This is a genomic window from Arthrobacter sp. NicSoilB4, assembly GCF_019977335.1.
In the GTDB taxonomy this organism is placed as follows: domain Bacteria; phylum Actinomycetota; class Actinomycetes; order Actinomycetales; family Micrococcaceae; genus Arthrobacter.
Genome location: NZ_AP024653.1, coordinates 150,753 through 168,014, shown reverse-complemented (window position 1 = coordinate 168,014; position 17,262 = coordinate 150,753). Strand labels below are relative to the sequence as shown.

Below are 17,262 nucleotides of genomic sequence, written 5' to 3'. Positions count from 1 at the left end.
CTACTACGCCGTAGCTGCGGCCTCCGCTAGGCTCGGAGCATGACCCGCGAGAACATCAGAACCCCCGACGGTGGAACGATCGAGCTATTCAGCACGGGTGCCGAGCTTGCTTCGGCGGGCTCCGGCGTTGTCGTCGTTCCGGCGTCCATGGTGACCGCCTCCGACTACACCCGCTTCGCGCAGAAGCTCAGCGCGTCCCTGGGGCGCCCGGTGCACACGTTCAACCGCCGTGGCCGCGGCTCCTCGTCGCCGCAGCCGGAGGACTACACCCTCGATGTGGACATCCATGACCTCGATGCGGTGATGAAGCACACCTCCAGCACGGACGTTTTCGGGCACAGCTTCGGCGGAGCGGTGGCACTGCACGCCGCCCGCACCCTGCCGGTGGAACGCCTCGCCGTCTACGACCCTGCGGTCTCCGTGAACCACAGCGTCACCGCAGACTGGACCACCGAATACGAGAAGGCGACGGCGGCCGGCGACGACGACCGCGCCCTCGCGGTCCTGCTCCGGGGCCTCGAGACGGGCAGTGCACTGTCCCGGATGCCGCTGTCCATGCTGACGCTGGCGAACAAACTGGCCGCCGGCACCCCGATCGGAAAGCAGATGCGCGAACTGATGAAGACCGGTGTCCGGGAGATCAAGGCCATCATCGCCGCGGACATGCCGGCCGAGCCGTTCCTGGAACTGCCGCTGGAGACCCTGATCATTGTCGGGGAGAAGAGCCCGGCGTACTTCGGTGTGGCCTGCGCCCAGATCCACGAGGTGCTCTCCGGCTCCAGCTACACGATCCTGCCGGGCATGGGGCACGACGGCGTCAACAAGGCACCGGACAAGCTCATCACCGCGCTCAGCGAGTTCTTCGCCAGCTGACCGCACTCTGCCCGCACCAAACAACGCGGGGTCACTTATCGCCCATTCCGGAACCCGGATGGGCGACAAGTGACCCCGCGTTGGGTTAACCTCGTCAGTGGGCGGCGGCGTGTTCCGCTGCGGGGTGATCGACGGCGGCGGTCTTGCGCATCATGGCGGCCAGCACGACGGCGGCCACGGCGATGACCGATGCCGTGAGGAACGCCGCATGCATGCCCGCGACCATTCCTGAGCCGGCGGATACCACCGCGTAGATCGAGACGAGCAGCGCAGTTCCGGCGGCCCCGGCGACTTGCTGCAAGGTGCTCATGATGGCCGAGCCGTGGGAATACAGGTGCGGCGGCAGCGGGTTCAGTCCGGTCGTGAAGGCCGGCGTGAAGATCAGGGCCAGTCCCAGGCTGAGGCCCACGTGCAGCGCGATGATCCACCCGACCGGAGTGCCGGCGTCGAGCAGGGAGAACTGGAACAGGGCCAGCACCAGCAGGGAGGAGCCGGTGACCGTCAGCGGCAGCGGCCCGACCTTGTCGAAGAGTCGGCCAATGAACGGTCCCAGCAGCCCCATCGCGAGGCCTCCGGGCAGCAGGGTCAGCCCTGTTTCGAGGGACGTCAGGCCGCGGACCTCCTGCAGGTACAACGGCAGGAGGATCACTGCACCGAACAGGGCGATCATGGCCACCACGAGCAGCAGCACCGACACCGTGAACATCCTGAACGTGAATGCCCGCAGGTCCAGCAGCGGCGCCGCGGACTTCTGCAGCCGCAGCTGCCGGAAGACGAACGCCACCATGGCGATGACGCCCACGGCCAGGGCAATGATGGCGGGCGAGCCCGGGCCGCCCGCGCCTCCGCCGATCTGGCTGAGCCCGTAGACAAGCCCGCCGAAGGCCGGGACGGTGAGCAGCACGGACAGGACATCGAGCCGGGTCTTCTCTTTTTCACCAATGTTGGTCAGGAACCGGGCGCCGATGGCAAAAGCCGCCAGGGCGATCGGGAGCACAAAGACGAACATAAAGCGCCAGGAGAAGTGCTCGAGGATCAGTCCGGAAGCGGTGGGGCCCATGGCCGGGGCCACGGAGATGGCGATGCTGACGTTGCCCATCACGAAGCCGCGGCGTGTCACAGGGACCAGGGTGAGGATGGTGGTCATCAGCAGGGGCAGCATGATCGCGGTGCCGCCGGCCTGGATGATCCGGGCGAGCAGGAGGATTTCGAATCCCGGAGCCAGCGCCGCGAGCAGCGTGCCGCCGGAGAACAGGCCCATGGCCAGCATAAAGACGGCACGGGTGGTGAGCCGCTGCAGGATGAAACCGGTCGTCGGGATCACAACGGCCATCGTGAGCATAAAACCGGTGGACAGCCACTGCACGGTCGGGGCGGTGACCCCCAGATCCACCATCAGCCGCTGCAGGGCGACGTTCATGATCGTTTCGTTCAGGATCACCACAAACGTGGCCACCAGCAGGGTGGCGATGACGGTGACCGATTCCCGGGACATCTTCGCCGGGAGTTCGGCAGCCCCGCCGGCAACCCGGGGCTGCGCGGCCGGCGTGGTCTCCACGGGATCGCCGGGGGTCTTTGAAGAGACGTCTGTAGACATAGGGGTTCCCTCAGGGAGTCTTGAAGTGGGATTCTGCGGCCAAAGCCGCTACTGAAGGTGCTAACCCGGGATTCGCCGCGGTAATTCCCGACGCTGGAGAAAATTTCCAGCGGCCGAAATTGGACGTGGCGGCAGGGCTGGCAGGGCTGCTCAGGAGTCCAGCGGGACGTTGTCGATCAGCCGGACCGGGCCCACCTTGGCTGCAATGAGCGCCAGGCCCTCGCCGCGGAACGGTGTGTCCCGGCAGTTCTCCGCGAGAGGTTCGAGGGTGCGGGGGTCCACGACGTCGAGATAGTCCAGGTCCACGAGCGGCTGGGACTCCACGAGCGCCTGCACCGACTCAAGGTCCAGCGGCTGGTGGGCGTTGGCCCGCTCCTCGATGAGCCGGAGGGCCCGCGAGAGCACCAGCGCCGCCTCGCGTTCCTCGGCGGAGAGGAAGCGGTTGCGGCTGGACAGTGCCAGCCCGTCCGCGGAGCGCACAATCGGCACCGGGATGATCTCCACGGGGAAGTTCAGGTCGGCCACCATGCGCTGGACCAGGGCCAGCTGCTGGGCGTCCTTCTGGCCGAAATACGCCCGGTAGGCAGGCAATTCGGCCCCGGCTGCCGCGCCGGGCATTCCGTAGTGCAGCAGTTTGGCCACCACGGTCAGGGCGCCGTCGAAATGCCCGGGGCGGGAGGCGCCCTCCCACTTCCCGGCCATCGGGCCCGCGCTGATCCGGACCAGGGGTTCCCCGCCGGGATAGACCTCGTCCACGTCCGGAGCGAACACCAGGTCCACGCCCGCGGCGTCCAGGAGCGCCAGATCCGCGTCCAGGGTCCGGGGGTACCGTTCAAGGTCCACGGCCTCGCCGAACTGCAGCGGGTTCACGAAAATACTCACCACCACCACATCGTTCTCCTCGACGGCGGTGCGCGCCAGCTCGGCGTGGCCCTCGTGCAGCGCCCCCATGGTGGGCACCAGGCCCTGCGAGGTGCCGCCCTTCGCCTTGAGCAGCCGGGCGCTTTCCGTGCGGAGCCGGGCAGCCGTGGTCACGAGTTGGATCGCCAAGTTATGGACCTTCCTTAGGGTTGCCGGCCGTCGTGGCCGGGGCCCTCGAGCGCCTGCGCGATGGCGTCGAGTTGCTCCGGCTTCAGCAGCCCGCGGCGTCCTGCCCGGCGGGCGGTCGCCCGGGCCATGGCCAGGTACGCCTCCAGAATATCGCCGCCGGAGCCGCCGTCGTGCTCCCGCAGGGACTCGGCGTGTGCTGCCACGGTGCCCGCATCGCCGCGGGCCACCGGCCCGGTCAGTGCCGATTCGCCCGAGGCGAGGGCGTTTTCCAGGGTCGCGCGCAGCAGCGGGCCAAGCATCCGTTCAGGGGCATCGACGCCGACCTCCCGGAGCAACTCCGAGGCCTGCGCCACGAGGGTGACGAGGTGGTTCGAGCCGTGGGCGAGGGCGGCATGGTAGAGCGTGCGGTCGGCTTCCGCGATGGCGACGGGCTCCGCCCCCATCTCCACGACAAGGGCCTGTGCGATGGGCAGCATTGCAGCATCCGCCGTGACGCCAAAGGTGCAGTCCAGCAGCCGGGTGAGGTCCAGGCTCATCCCGGTGAACGTCATCGCGGGGTGCAGCGCCAGCGGGACGGCACCGACGGCGCGGACGGGATGCAGGATCCCGACGCCGAAACGTCCGGAGGTGTGTGCCACGAGCTGGCCGGGCTGCCAGGCGCCCAGCTTCGCCAGACCCTCGACCAGCGGGCCGAGCGCGTCGTCGGGAACGGCCAGCAGCACCAGTTCGGCGCGTTCGACGATGTCCTGCACGTCCAGCACCGGGACACCGGGGAGCAGGGTTTCCGCGCGTTCGCGGCTGGCGTCCGAGACCGCGGAGACACCGATGATGGCGTGCTCCGCGCCGCGCAACGCGGCGCCCAGGACGGCGCCGACCTTGCCGGCGCCGACGATTCCGATGCCGAGTCGTCCTGGTTTAACCATGCTGCCGGTCGTCCTGCCTGTTGGGTTCTGCCGTGGGGGAAAGTTCTGCGGTCCGGGAGGGATCGCCGGATTGGAACGGTTCAGCCGAGAGCGCCCGGACCTGGTCCAGCCAGTGCTCGCTGGTCTGCCGTTTGCGCGCGGCCCGGGCGCGGGCCGCCTGCGCGTCCAGCAGCGCGCGCCCCTCGTCGAGGCCGGCCTGGATGAGCCGCGGGGACACCGGCCCGGCCGTCGTGTGCAGGACAAGGTCCGCTACGCGGAATCGCCGCGCCAGGGGGCCTTGCTCCAGCGCCATGGATTGGGTGCGTTGGTGCGGGACCACAACGAGGTGCCGCCACCAGCGGCCCGAGCGGATCAGCAGGGCCGTGTCGGTGGCGGTGAAGCCGTTGCGGCGCCAGCCCAGGGGCGCGAGCAGCCGGGCGCGCCGCGGGGTGGTGACGAAGCCGGCGTCGTCCGCTCCGGGCTCCCCCGCACTCCCCCTGGTCTCGTCCGGGCCTGCGATGCCGGTGATGCCGGCCCTGAAGGTCCCCACCGGGTCCGGTGTGCCCGGGTCGGGCAGGACGAGGGAGAGCATGGTGAGCACGTCGGGGAACTTCCCCACCGGAAGCAGCGTGGTCCGCGATGAGCTCTCGCCGTCGACTCCGGCCGCACCGTAGCCGGCCACATTGACTTGGATCCGGTACCAGCCGAAGATCCGCCAGAGGGGCGGCTGGCTGACCCGCAGCGCCTGGATCCGGCCCGGCGGCAGGGTCTGCGCCTGTGTGTCCAGCAGCCCGTAGCGCAGCCGGATTCCGTCCGGGGAAATGGCTGCGGTGAAGTTGTAGCCCCGGTTGATGGCGTTCCAGTACGCGGCTGCCATGCCCAGCGCGGCCGGGATCAGGAAGAGGTAGAAGCTGCGGTTCTCGGTCAGGGCGGAAAGCGCCACGGAAACCACACCGCCGACCACAATGAACACGCTCTGCTCGCTCAGGACCAGGGATCCGATGAGGCGCCGCGGCGGGACGGTCAGGACCGTGTGCTCGGGCGCCTCTGCGGCGGCCTCCCCGGGGTGCGCAGGGTCCGGCACCACACCGGCAGCGCGGGCCAGGATCGCGGCGCGAAGCTGCCGTGCCTCGTCCATGCGGAGGTAGGCGAGCCGCACCGCGGACTCCCCGGCGTCGGCCACCTCGAACTTCAGCTCGGCCAGCCCGAAGATCCGGGCCAGCAGGGGCTGCACGATGTCGATCGCCTGGACGCGGTCCAGCCGGGCCTGCCGCTGCTGTTTGAAGAGGAAGCCCGTGTTCAGCCGGACGTAGCCTTCCGCCACCTGGTAGCGGGTGAAGTACCAGCTCAGGATGTAACCGAGGACGGTGAGCAGCAACAGCACACCGCCGCCGAGCAGCAGCCACGGCGCCCGGCCGGCGAGCTGTTGGTCGATCAACGGCCCGCCCCGGAGCATCCGCTCGAAGGTGTCTCGGAAGAAGAAGAATCCTATGGCGGCCAGCGCCACCCAGCCGCGCACAAAGGGTGAGGCCGGGTGCACACGCAGCCACGCGCCGTCCGGGGTTCCCGCTTGGGCCCCGGCGGGGGCCGCCGGGGCGGCACCCGGCTTCACGGTGCCCCCATCACGGCGGGGGCCTTCACTGCTGTGCCTTCACTGCTGTTCCTTCACTGCTGTGGTTTTCACTGCGTGGCCTGCACGGCGAACCGTCACAGCCCGGCCAGCCGGGCTTCGCCACGGGCGGAGAGCTGCTCCCGGAGCCGCGCCCCTTCCGCGGCGGGCAGGCCTGGGATTTCCGCGTTGGTGCCGGCGGAGGCGGTGTGCAGTTTCAGCGTGCACAGCCCGAGCCCGCGTTCCACCGGTCCGGCGCCGATGTCCACGTACTGCATGCGGCCGTAAGGGACCACGAGGGTGCGCTGGAAGAAGATGCCGCGGCGGATGAGAAGGTCATCCTCGCGTTCGGCGTAGCCGATGGACCGCACCTGGCGGGGAATGAGCAGGAGCCGCCACAGTGCCACGAACAGCATCACCGCAGGGATGGCAACGGCCAGCCAGAGCGGGAACGACTGCCAAAAGCCGTTGAGGACAAGGATGAGGGGAACGCACAGCAGCCCCACCACGATGAGGTTGCCAAGCGCCCAGCCTGCGAGGCGTACCGTGACGTACTTCGGTGAGACGCGCAGCCACGTGATGCCCGGAGGGTCAATCGCCTCGGTACGCATATTCGCCTTCCGACTTGGGCTTGCGCTTTTCCTGCAGACCCGGGGCCGACTCGCCCTCGCCGTCCTCTGGGGGTATCCGACAGAACCGTTCCACCATCAGGCCGACCACGATCATGGCCAGGCCGCCGCCGGCCATGATCAGGGCCTGCCAGGCGAGTGTCTGGTCGCTGCGCAGGTTCCAGAGCCGCAGCTGGTCAACGAAGATCCCGGCATGCCAGCCCAGCAGCACGCTGCCGGTGTAGGCGCAGGCCTGGGCGAGGACCAGTGTCCAGGCAGCCAGGATGGGGTTGAGCATTTTCTTCTTGTTGCCGTTGCGCCAGCGGCGCACCCTGATGCCCAGCACGAGGGTGAGCACAACGATCACAGCCATCGTGATGAGGCCGGTGAGGGGCAGCACAGGGGTGTTCAGGCCGTAGCGGGTGGTCAGCACGGCGGCGAGCCAGCCGAGGACCCCCACCGCAGAACCGATGACAAGCAGGGTCAGGGGGTTGGTCAGCTTCATCACTCCACCACCCCGGCCACGCCGTGGAGGTTTTCGAACCCGTCGAACGGCACGAGGTCGGCAAAATCCGCTGCTTTGGCTGCCAGTTCGCCCACGCGTTCGCCATCGAGCTCGGCCGCCGGGTCTATGAGCGACCACGGATACAACACGAAGGCCCGCTGGGCCGCGCGGGGGTGCGGCAGGGTCAGGTCCGGGTCGGAGCTGACCAGGTCCCCGTAGGTGATGATGTCGACATCGAGCGTGCGCGGGCCCCAGTGCACTTCGCGGACGCGGAGGTGCTTTTGTTCCACTGCGTGGCAGTGCTGCAGCAGTTCAAGGGGTGTCAGGGTTGTCTCCACCGCGATCACCATGTTGAGGAAGTCCGGCTGGCCGGAAGGTCCGCCGACGGCTTTCGTCTGGACGATCGGCGAAATCGCCAGGAGCCGTACCTCGGGCGGGTCGACGATGTCCGCGACCGCCGCCGAGAGCGTGTCGCTCCGCGCCCCCAGGTTGCTGCCGAGCGCGAGGACGGCCCGGGTGTAGTTCATGGCTGCTCCTGCCGGGTCCGCCGGACACTGACGGAGACATCGCCGAACTCGACTTCGATCGGAGCCTTGGGTTTGTGCACGGTGACGTCCACCGCGGCGACGGGGAACTTCCGCAGCACGTCCTCGGCGATCCGCACGGCCAGCGCCTCGATCAGGTTTAGCGGATCCCCCGTGATCCAGCCCCGGATGCACTCTGCCACTTCACCGTAGTGGGCGGTGTCCAGGACGTCGTCGGAGGCGGCGGCGCGGCTGAAGTCCAGGTGCAGTACGGCATCGACGACGAACGGCTGGCCGTTGCGCCGCTCGAAATCAAACACTCCGTGATGGCCGACGGCGGTGACGCCGCTCAGCGTGATCTGATCCATGGCTGGTCTGTCGGTTCAGCCGTGGCCGGGGGCAGCCGGCAGGGGCGGAGCCATGCGTGCTGCGGTTTTGACGGCGTCGAGGCTGGGCCCGACGTCATGCACGCGGACAGCCCAGGCGCCCCGGTAGGCGCTGATGGCGGTCACGGCGGCCGTGGCGGCGTCGCGTTCGGCCGGCGGGGCGGCCTTGCCGGCCACGGTCAGGAGGCTGCCGAGGAAGCGCTTGCGGGAGGCCGCCACCAGGACTTTGTGGCCCATGGCCTGCAGGACGTCCAGGCGCTGGAGGAGTTCCCAGTTCTGCTCCTCGTTCTTCGAGAAGCCAAGTCCCGGGTCCAGGATGATTTGCTCCGGGGCGACGCCGGCCGCGTACAGCTTGTCGCGGACACCGGCCAGCTCGGCCGCAACTTCATCCGCCACGTTCCCGTATTCAGCCAGGGAGTCCATCGTGCTGGCGTTGCCGCGGCGGTGGGTGAGGACGTACGGGGCCTTGCTGCGTGCCACGAGTTCGGCCATTTCCGGCTCCATGCTAAGTCCGGACACATCGTTGATGATCGCGGCCCCGGCGTCGAGCGCCGCCGCAGCCGTGGCGGCGTGCGTGGTGTCGATACTGACCAGGGCACCTGCCTTCACCAGCGCCTGGATCACGGGCAGCACCCGCCGCTGTTCTTCCTCGGCGCCGACCTCGGCCGCTCCCGGGCGGGTGGATTCGCCCCCGACGTCGATGATGTCCGCTCCGCCGTAGAACATCCGCAGGCCGGCCGCGATGGCCGTGTCCGCGGTGGCGTGCTTGCCGCCGTCGCTGAAGGAATCCGGGGTGACGTTCAGGATTCCCATCACGAGCGTCCGGTCCGTCGGGAGATCCTTGAATTGCGCTGCCGGGCGCGACTTGCGCAGTACGGGCAGGGGCGAGGTCGCGGGTCCGGTTCCGGGGGCTGCTGCGAGGGAATCCATTGTTCTGTGTTCTTACCTTCCGATAATGAGGCTCATGGCTTCGGCACGGGTGGCCGGGTCATGGAGTTGCCCGCGTACCGCGCTGGTGACGGTCTTGGCGCCGGGCTTGCGGATGCCGCGCATCGACATGCAGAGGTGTTCGCATTCGACGACGACAATGGCCCCGCGCGGCTTGAGGTGGGTGACGAGGGCTTCGACGATCTGGGTGGTCAGGCGTTCCTGGACCTGGGGCCGGCGGGCGAACATGTCCACCAGCCGCGCGAGTTTGCTCAGCCCGGTGACTTTCCCGTCATGCGAGGGAATGTATCCCACGTGGGCGACCCCGTGGAACGGCACGAGGTGGTGCTCACAGGTTGAGTAGAACGGAATGTCCTTGACCAGGACGAGCTCTTCGTGGTCCAGGTCGAATTGGGTGGCCAGGATTTCAGCCGGGTCGTGGTGGAGCCCGGCGAACATTTCGGTGTACGCCTTGGCGACCCGCTTCGGGGTGTCCAGGAGGCCGCTTCGGTCCGGGTCTTCGCCGATGGCCAGCAGGATCTCGCGGACAGCCGCCTGGATCCGGGTCTGGTCCACGGTGATGCCGGGAACGGACCCTCCCGCCGCCAAATCATCGGTGGCGGGAGCGTCGTCGTCGTCATTGAAGAAAGAAGTCACGAAAGAAGCCTAGCCGGGATGGCCGTCAGGCCCGAGATCCGTTACACCGCCCTGGAACGAATCCTGCCCGACAACGCCCTGGGCGTGCGGCGGCAGGGCGTCCAGCGGTTCCTCGAGGCGGGCTTCCTTGGCTTCTTCCTGGGCTTCGCGTTCGGCTCTCTCCATGCGGGATTCCACCGGACCGATTTCCTGGATCGGTCGGGTCTCCTTGGAGAGCCAGATCTCGCGGAAATCACGCTTACGGATGCTGGTGAAGACCTGTGCGATTTCGGCCTGGTTCAGCGTTTCGCGTTCCAGCAGTTCGAGGGCCAGCTCATCGAGGACATCGCGGTTCTCGGTCAGGATGGCGTAGGCCTCGTCGTGGGCGCCCTCGATCAGCCGGCGCACTTCCTCGTCGACGATGTAGGCGATCTGGTCGGAGTAGTTGCGCTCGTGGCCGGCGTCGCGGCCCAGGAAGGGCTCGCCGCCGCCCTGGCCGAGCCGCACCGCACCCACCCGCTCGCTCATGCCGAACTCGGTGACCATCTTGCGGGCGATCCCCGTGGCCTTTTCGATGTCGTTGGACGCGCCGGTGGACGGGTCGTGGAAGACGAGTTCCTCGGCGACGCGGCCACCCATGGCGTAGGCCATCTGGTCGAGCAGTTCGTTGCGGGTGATGGAGTATTTGTCGTTTTCCGGGACCACCATCGTGTAGCCCAGGGCACGGCCGCGGGGCAGGATGGTGATCTTGGTGACCGGAGCCGAGTTCCGCAGCGCCGCGGCCACCAGGGCGTGCCCGCCTTCGTGGTAGGCGGTGACTTTGCGTTCGTGTTCCTTCATGACGCGGCTGCGCTTCTGCGGGCCGGCCATCACACGGTCAATGGCTTCGTCGAGTGCGCGGTCGTCGATCAGGTTGGCGTTGGAGCGCGCGGTCAGCAGGGCGGCCTCGTTGAGGACGTTTGCGAGGTCCGCGCCGGTGTAGCCGGGGGTCTTCTTGGCGACAGCCTTCAGGTCGACGTCGGGAGCCATCGGCTTGCCCTTGGCGTGGACCTTGAGGATCTGGTCGCGGCCGATCAGGTCCGGGGCCTCGACGGAGATCTGGCGGTCGAAGCGGCCCGGACGCAGCAGCGCCGGGTCGAGGACGTCAGGGCGGTTCGTGGCGGCGATCAGGATGACGTTCGTCTTGACGTCGAAGCCGTCCATTTCGACCAGCAGCTGGTTGAGGGTCTGCTCGCGTTCGTCGTTGCCGCCGCCGATGCCGGCGCCGCGGTGGCGGCCGACGGCGTCGATCTCGTCCACGAAGATGATGGCCGGCGAGTTGGCCTTGGCCTGCTCGAACAGGTCGCGGACGCGGGATGCGCCGACGCCGACGAACATTTCCACGAAGTCGGAACCGGAGATGGAGAAGAAGGGGACGCCGGCCTCGCCGGCGACGGCGCGGGCCAGGAGGGTCTTGCCGGTGCCGGGAGGGCCGTAGAGCAGCACGCCCTTGGGGATCTTGGCTCCGACGGCCTGGAACTTGGCCGGTTCCTGGAGGAATTCCTTGATTTCTTCGAGTTCCTCAACGGCCTCGTCGGCTCCGGCGACGTCGCTGAAGGTGACTTGGGGCATGTCCTTGTTGACCATTTTGGCCTTGGACTTGCCGAACTGCATGACCTTGGAGCCGCCGCCCTGCATGCGGGAGAGCAGGAACCAGAACAGGACGCCGAGGAGGAGGACCGGGATCAGGAGGGAGAACAGTCCGGCGAACCAGTTGCTCTCGACCGGCTGGTCGGTGTAGCCGCTCGGGGGCCGGGAGTCGGTGACAGCCTTGACCACATCGTCGGCGCGGGCGTTGACGTAGTAGAACTGGATGTTCTTGCCCTTGTCCTGGCCGTCGACCTGCAGGTTCTCCTTCAGGACCAGGTCCACCCGGTTTTCCGCGTCGAAGATCTTGGCCTGTTCGACCTTGCCGCCATCGGTCAGCAGCGCGAGACCCTTGTCGGTGTCGATCCGGGTCGAGCCGCCCGGGGAGAGGGTGGCAAAGGCCAGCAGGAGCATGCCGATGACAACGACGATCCAGATGCCCGGGCCCTTGAAGAAACTCTTAGCTTTCATCTGTTCGGGGCAGACCCCGTCCCTCCTGGTAGTGCTGCACGGCGACCGATCTGCGCGCGTGTGGTGCTGCATCAGTTTCTAGCTATACACCGTCGCAGTGAGTCACGCACGGTGTAGCCCAAAAGTTCCCTGAGGGCGTAGCGGGCCGGGGCAGGACCGGCCGCTGGCCGGTCCTGCCCCGGCCCTGTCCTGCCGGACGTAGCGGCAGTCTGCTACTCGTAGACGTGCGGAGCGAGGGTGCCGACGAAGTCCAGGTTGCGGTACTTCTCGGCGTAGTCCAGGCCGTAGCCGACAACAAACTCGTTGGGGATGTCGTAGCCGACGTACTTGACGTCGATCTGGACCTTCGCGGCCGTGGGCTTGCGGAATGCGGTGCAGATTTCCACCGACGCCGTGCCGCGTGACTCCAGGTTGGTCTTGAGCCAGGACAGGGTCAGGCCGGAGTCGATGATGTCCTCCACGATCAGCACATCCTTGCCCATGAGGTCCGTGTCGAGGTCCTTGAGGATCCGGACCACGCCGGAAGACTGGGTGCCGGAACCGTAGGACGAGACGGCCATCCAGTCCATTGAAACGTGGCTGTGAAGGGCGCGGGCGAGGTCGGCCATGACCATCACGGCGCCCTTGAGCACGCCGACGATCAGCAGATCGCGGCCTTCGTAGTCCTTGTCGATCTGGGCAGCGAGTTCGGTGATCCGTGACTGGATCTGCTCCTTGGAGTACAGAACGTGCTTGAGGTCTGCCTGGACGTCGTTTGAATCCACCAATAACTCCTGTGTAGATGCGGGGGCGACTATATTTTGGGCGGTTTTTGAGGCCGGAATACAAGCTTCCCACAGCGGGCCGCTTCGCGGGGAACACCGCCGGGGCCGGGCTGCCCCTCGGCGAGGAGCTGCGCGAGCGAGAGCCGGTACACGCTGACCCCGCCTGGGAGCTCCACGGGACCGGCCGATCCCTGCCGCCGGAGCAGTGCTTCCGCGGCAAGCAGGCGCTGGTAGCTGGGCTGCTGGCCCCCGACGGCGGCCGCGGCTTTCGCGATGACGCGGAACCTTACGGCCGGCGCCAGTTCGCGCAGGGCCTCCTCCGGGAGGCTGATGGTGTCCCCGGACTGTTCCCGGAGCCGGAGGTAGGTGTCTTCCGCCACGTCTTCGAGGTAGTCGGCGTCAAGCTGCAGGATGGCGGCAGTCCGCGCGAGCGATTCGGCCACCCCCGGGCCCAGTTTCTCCTCCAGCAGCGGCAGCACCTCCACCCGGGTCCGGGACCTCGCAAACGACGGATCGGCGTTGCTCGGATCGTGCCAGGGGTCGAGGCCCTCCACCTCGCAGATCGCCACGGTGTCCGCGCGGCGCAGCCCCAGGAACGGCCGCAGCAGGCGGTCCCGCGCGGGCCGCATCCCCGCCAGGGAACGCGTTCCGGAGCCGCGGGCGAGTCCCAGCAGGACCTGTTCGGCCTGGTCGTCGAGGGTGTGGCCGAGCAGGATTTTCACGGCGCCGGTCTCGTCGGCTGCTGCTTCGAGGGCGGCGTGGCGGGCGTCCCGGGCCGCCGCCTCGGGACCCATGCCGGTGGAGGCGACGTCGACGGTCCTGATCTGCACGGGCGAGAGCCCGAGTTCCTGCAACGCCACCGCGGTGGCTGCGGCGACGTCGGCGGAACCGGGCTGCAGCTGGTGGTCCACCACGACGGCGCCCACCGAGACGGGGTGGCCGTCCACATGCCCCCGGCGGGCGAAGTAGGCGGCGACGGCGGCGAGGGCCAGGGAGTCAGGCCCGCCGCTGCAGGCGACGAGGACCCGTTCCGGATAGCCTGCAGCAGCCAAGGCATCCTGCAGCATTTTCCGCGCGGTGCCGACGACGGGCGCGAGCCGGCCCGGACGGCGCCGGCCGCTGGAAACGTGTCCGCTGGAAACGGGGCCGGATGCCACGGGAACTAGTGCCCCATCCGTTCGAGCCACAGCCTGGAATCGTGGATTTCGGCCTCGCTCGGCAGGTGGTCCGCGGACTCCCAGACCTTGTTGAAACCCTCCATGCCAGCAACGTCCACCACTTCGCGGACAAACTTTGCGCCGTCGCTGTACTGCCGCATCTTGGCGTCCAGGCCGAGCAGGTTGCGGATGAACTTTTCGATCACGCCGCGGTCCGTGGCCCGGGAGTTGAAACGCTGCCGGATGGTCTTCACAGACGGCACGATGCTGGAGTCCACCGCGTCCATCACCACGTTGGCGTGGCCTTCGAGCAGGCTCATCAGGGCGGTCAGGCGGGAGATCGCGGCCTTTTCCTCGGGGTTTTGCAGCAGGTCGAGGATGGCGCCACGGCTGGGGGCGGTTCCGGACGCGGTGCGGTCCTTGAGTGATTTCGCGGCAGCGGAGGCCCGCTCCATCAGGGAGTCGACGTTGCCGAGCAACTGGCCGCTGAGGTTTTCGATCTCGTCCAGCATGTAGTGCCGCAGCCAGGGCGCGGCGGCAAACTGCACGCGGTGGGTCTGTTCGTGGAGGCAGACCCAGAGCCGGAAATCTTCGGGTTCGACGTTGATTTCACGCTCGACGGAGATGATGTTCGGCGCCACGAGGAGCAGGCGTCCGGCGGCAGGGGCCGTGGAGTTTTCGGCGAGCGCGGAGAAAGGATCGTATTGGCCCAGCACCTTGCTCGAGAGGAAGGCAAGGATGGCGCCGAGCTGGCTGCCGGTGATGGCGCCGCTGACGCTGGCCGCGCCGGGGTTCAGGGTGCCGCGGCGGCCCTCGAGCATCTTTTCCATCGCGGGCTGGAGCATGACGGCGAAGCTCTGCGTGTTGGCCTTGGACCAGGAGGCGCGGTCCACCACGAGGACCGAGGAATCACGCAGGTCGCGGGCGGCTTCCAGTCCGGTGATGTCATGGACGTGCGGCACGGAGATGTCCGCCATGAGCCGCAAATTTTCGACGGCGGCGCCGATCTCGGCCGACCCCAGGGTGGGTCCGGCAGGCGCGAGGCGGGCGGCGGTGGAAGCGGCGAGCTCCCAGTTGATGAGGGCTTGGGCTTGGGCTGATGTCTCGCGGGCAGAGGACTCCATAGGTCCCATCAGATCACAGCGGCCCGACAATCCGCCTTAAATTCGTCGGGCGGCGAACGCCGGAGGGCTCATCGCCGTCGTCCAGGCCATCCGCTGCTCCCCACCGGCCCCCTCGCCTCGCAAGCTCGGCCAGGGAACCCTGCCGGCGTGGGCCCAACCGCCGTTTTGGCGGCCCATAGGGGCGGCTGCGGAGCAACCGAAGGGTCGACGCCGGCCCCGGGCCCCTCAGCGGCAGCCGCAGCCGGCAAGGACGGAGGCCGTGCGGTCCAACGCGGCCTTGTTCGCCGCCCCGGGTGTCAGGCCGTTGCCGATGAAGGAGAACACCAGGAGCCGGCCGTCGGCGTCCACCACGTACCCGCTCAGCGCGATCACCGTATTCAGCGTTCCGGTCTTGGCCCGGACCAGTCCCGCGCCGCGGGCCGTGGCCGCATCCATGTAGCGGTCGCCCAAGGTTCCGGTGAGCCCGGCGACGGGGAACCCGGCCAGCCCTGCCCGCAGCCGCGTGTCCGCACCCGACGTGATGGCCCGGACCACTTCAGAGAGCTGGCGGGCGGAGACCTGGTTGGCCAGCGCCAGTCCGGAGACGTCTGCGGCGCGCAGCGTGCCGGCGGGGATCTGCAGTTGTTCGAGCTGCTGCAGCACAGCCGCGACCGCGCCCTCGTTGCTGCCCGGCTTCCCGGTCGCGAGCGCAGCCATACGGCCGACCGCCTCGGTGAGGTAGTTGTCCGACGTGCGCAGGAGCAGGTCCACCTGCTCGCCCACGGTGGCGGACTGGACCTCGGCCAGGACCCTGGCGGCGCCAGTGTCCGTACCGCCGTCGCCATCCGTTCCGGCGGGAACCCGCGCGACGCCGGGTGTCACCGTCATCCCGGCCGCGGCGGCAGCGGCGGCGAGCTGGGCGGAGAACGCCTCGGCGGCGCTCATCGCGGCGTCCTGGGGGCGCGGACCGGTGGTCTTGGCCGGCTCGAAGCGGGCCGAGTTGAGAGCCAGCGGGAACAGCGGGGCCACCTCGCCGGCGGCAACGTCCTCCGGGCTCCAGGCCGGGTTCAGCGCGGGGCCGCTGAACAGCGAGTCGTCCAGCAGCACGGTCAGGGGGACGGAGACGCCGTCGTCCTGCAGGGCCCGGACAGTCGCCTGCGCCAGGCTGGCGAGCCCGGCACGCCCCATCACCGCACCCGGGACTGATTCGCCCGCGCCGAGGAGCACGTCGCCGCCGCCCGTCAGCACGACAGACCCGGGGGCGGCGCCTGCCACGGCCCTGGTGCTGAAACGCCGTTCCGGGCCGAGTGTACGCAGGGCCGCGGCGGCCGTGAGGAGCTTCATGTTGGAGGCGGGAACGCGGAGTGCGTCGCCGGCCCGGTCGAAGAGGACCTCCCCGGTGGCGGCGTCCTGCACCACGCCGCTGAAGCTTCCGGCGCCGTCGGCCTTGAGGGTTTCGTTGAGTTGGGCGGCGAGGGAGCCGGGTTCCGGGACGGGGGCCCCGGCAGCGAGCGGTTCGATCCCGTCCGTCGTGCCGGCGCCGGCGGCCAGCGCGCCGGGGACCTGGTGCCAGGCCGGGGCTGGCTGTGTCGCACCTGCGGGGGCCTGGGGGCCGAGGAAGGCCGGCGCGACGGCGAAGCCCGCGGGGAGGACCAGTGCCGCGACCAGCAGGGTCTGAAGCAGCAGCGGGAGGATCCGCCGCAGCGGCCCGGACACCGGGGCCATGCCTGCCCGGATCGTTCTGCGTTTCATGCTGCTGCTGGTCCTTTAGTCCTGAAATGTCCCCACTAGTTCCTGAAACCTGGGCCTCTCGCTATATCCTCAATAGTAGTCGGCGGCACCGGCACTGCTTTTTGGAGATGTCACGGGTGCCGCGAACCCCCTGAATTCGTCTAGGAGCAGTCCATGAAGCATGACGTGACCATCGAGATCCCCAAGGGATCACGCGTCAAGTACGAAGTCGACCACGAAACGGGCCGCGTCCGCCTGGACCGCGTCCTGTTCACCTCCATGCAGTACCCCACGCACTACGGTTTTTTCGAGAACACCCTTGGTGAAGACGGCGATCCGCTGGACGCCCTGGTGCTGCTGCAGGACTTCGACCTGCACCCCGGCGTCATCGTTGAGTCCCGCCCCATCGGCGTGTTCAACATGACCGACGACGGCGGCGGCGACGCCAAGGTGCTCTGCGTGCCGGCCGACGCCCGCTTCGATCACATCAACGAGATCAGCGACGTCAGCGAATTCCTGATCAAGGAAATCGAGCACTTCTTCACCCGTTACAAGGACCTGGAGCCGGGCAAGTGGGTCAAGGCTGAGGGCTGGGGCGACCGCGCCGCCGCCGAGGCCGAGCTCGAGGCATCCATCAAGCGTTACGTTCCCCACACGCACTAGCGTTAGTAAGCAACGCGGGGTCACTTACAGCCCATCCGGCCGACGGATATGGGCCGTAAGTGACCCCGCCTTGCTGTTTAAGGTGCTGCTGAGCCGCGGCGGCAGTTGTCAGTGGCGGGTCAGGAATGTG

17 protein-coding genes are annotated in these 17,262 nt (G+C 68.4%); 2 read left to right on the top strand and 15 right to left on the bottom strand.

The genetic code is table 11. The features are described 5' to 3' along the window. Positions 1–39 precede the first annotated feature (39 nt). On the top strand, positions 40–873 hold the full coding sequence (locus tag LDO13_RS00810; RefSeq protein WP_224048205.1) for an alpha/beta hydrolase: 834 nt from the start codon (positions 40–42) through the stop codon (positions 871–873). Between the two features lie 94 nt (positions 874–967). Here the strand turns inward: LDO13_RS00810 and LDO13_RS00805 are convergent, their stop codons facing one another. The 15 genes from LDO13_RS00805 to dacB all read right to left on the bottom strand — a co-directional run bounded on the left by LDO13_RS00805 (position 968) and on the right by dacB (position 16,490). Continuing rightward, positions 968–2,470, bottom strand: coding sequence for a DHA2 family efflux MFS transporter permease subunit (locus LDO13_RS00805; RefSeq protein ID WP_224048204.1), 1,503 nt, complete (start codon positions 2,468–2,470; stop codon positions 968–970). A gap of 150 nt (positions 2,471–2,620) precedes the next feature. Continuing rightward, positions 2,621–3,520: a pantoate--beta-alanine ligase gene (gene panC / locus LDO13_RS00800; protein ID WP_224048203.1), complete on the bottom strand. Its 900-nt coding sequence runs from the start codon at positions 3,518–3,520 to the stop codon at positions 2,621–2,623. Between the two features lie 14 nt (positions 3,521–3,534). Then, positions 3,535–4,443, bottom strand: coding sequence for a DUF2520 domain-containing protein (locus LDO13_RS00795; RefSeq protein WP_224048202.1), 909 nt, complete (start codon positions 4,441–4,443; stop codon positions 3,535–3,537). Beyond that, positions 4,436–6,034, bottom strand: a complete 1,599-nt coding sequence (locus LDO13_RS00790) for a PH domain-containing protein (protein ID WP_224048201.1) — start codon at positions 6,032–6,034, stop codon at positions 4,436–4,438. The genes LDO13_RS00795 and LDO13_RS00790 overlap by 8 nt, the downstream gene beginning before the upstream one ends. Before the next feature lie 95 nt (positions 6,035–6,129). Further along, positions 6,130–6,642 carry a PH domain-containing protein gene (locus LDO13_RS00785; protein WP_224048200.1) on the bottom strand — a complete coding sequence of 171 codons (513 nt, stop codon included), beginning with the start codon at positions 6,640–6,642 and terminating at the stop codon, positions 6,130–6,132. Continuing rightward, complete coding sequence (locus LDO13_RS00780; RefSeq protein WP_224048199.1) at positions 6,623–7,144, bottom strand: DUF3180 domain-containing protein; 522 nt, start codon at positions 7,142–7,144, stop codon at positions 6,623–6,625. Before LDO13_RS00780 ends, LDO13_RS00785 begins: the two co-directional genes overlap by 20 nt. After that, entirely contained in the window at positions 7,144–7,671 is a 528-nt protein-coding gene (folK, locus tag LDO13_RS00775; protein WP_224048198.1) for a 2-amino-4-hydroxy-6-hydroxymethyldihydropteridine diphosphokinase, read from the bottom strand. Before folK ends, LDO13_RS00780 begins: the two co-directional genes overlap by 1 nt. Then, complete coding sequence (folB, locus tag LDO13_RS00770; protein ID WP_224048197.1) at positions 7,668–8,036, bottom strand: dihydroneopterin aldolase; 369 nt, start codon at positions 8,034–8,036, stop codon at positions 7,668–7,670. The genes folK and folB overlap by 4 nt, the downstream gene beginning before the upstream one ends. A 15-nt stretch (positions 8,037–8,051) precedes the next feature. Then, a complete protein-coding gene (gene folP, locus LDO13_RS00765; RefSeq protein WP_224048196.1) occupies positions 8,052–8,984 on the bottom strand; it encodes a dihydropteroate synthase in 933 nt (310 codons plus the stop codon). 12 nt (positions 8,985–8,996) lie between these two features. Beyond that, complete coding sequence (gene folE / locus LDO13_RS00760; protein WP_224049850.1) at positions 8,997–9,557, bottom strand: GTP cyclohydrolase I FolE; 561 nt, start codon at positions 9,555–9,557, stop codon at positions 8,997–8,999. A 90-nt stretch (positions 9,558–9,647) separates the two neighbouring features. After that, positions 9,648–11,714 carry an ATP-dependent zinc metalloprotease FtsH gene (gene ftsH / locus LDO13_RS00755; protein WP_224048195.1) on the bottom strand — a complete coding sequence of 689 codons (2,067 nt, stop codon included), beginning with the start codon at positions 11,712–11,714 and terminating at the stop codon, positions 9,648–9,650. A 212-nt stretch (positions 11,715–11,926) separates the two neighbouring features. Further along, positions 11,927–12,478 carry a hypoxanthine phosphoribosyltransferase gene (hpt, locus tag LDO13_RS00750; RefSeq protein ID WP_069950289.1) on the bottom strand — a complete coding sequence of 184 codons (552 nt, stop codon included), beginning with the start codon at positions 12,476–12,478 and terminating at the stop codon, positions 11,927–11,929. 29 nt (positions 12,479–12,507) lie between these two features. Then, positions 12,508–13,545 carry a tRNA lysidine(34) synthetase TilS gene (tilS, locus tag LDO13_RS00745; protein ID WP_224049849.1) on the bottom strand — a complete coding sequence of 346 codons (1,038 nt, stop codon included), beginning with the start codon at positions 13,543–13,545 and terminating at the stop codon, positions 12,508–12,510. 95 nt (positions 13,546–13,640) lie between these two features. Further along, on the bottom strand, positions 13,641–14,759 hold the full coding sequence (locus LDO13_RS00740; protein WP_224048194.1) for a zinc-dependent metalloprotease: 1,119 nt from the start codon (positions 14,757–14,759) through the stop codon (positions 13,641–13,643). Positions 14,760–14,984: 225 nt separating this feature from the next. Then, positions 14,985–16,490: a D-alanyl-D-alanine carboxypeptidase/D-alanyl-D-alanine-endopeptidase gene (dacB, locus tag LDO13_RS00735; RefSeq protein ID WP_224048193.1), complete on the bottom strand. Its 1,506-nt coding sequence runs from the start codon at positions 16,488–16,490 to the stop codon at positions 14,985–14,987. 153 nt (positions 16,491–16,643) lie between these two features. On the opposite strand from dacB, the gene LDO13_RS00730 reads away from it, so the two are divergent. Next, positions 16,644–17,132 (top strand): inorganic diphosphatase, encoded by a 489-nt coding sequence (locus LDO13_RS00730; protein WP_066432436.1) that lies wholly within the window; start codon positions 16,644–16,646, stop codon positions 17,130–17,132. Positions 17,133–17,262 lie beyond the last annotated feature (130 nt).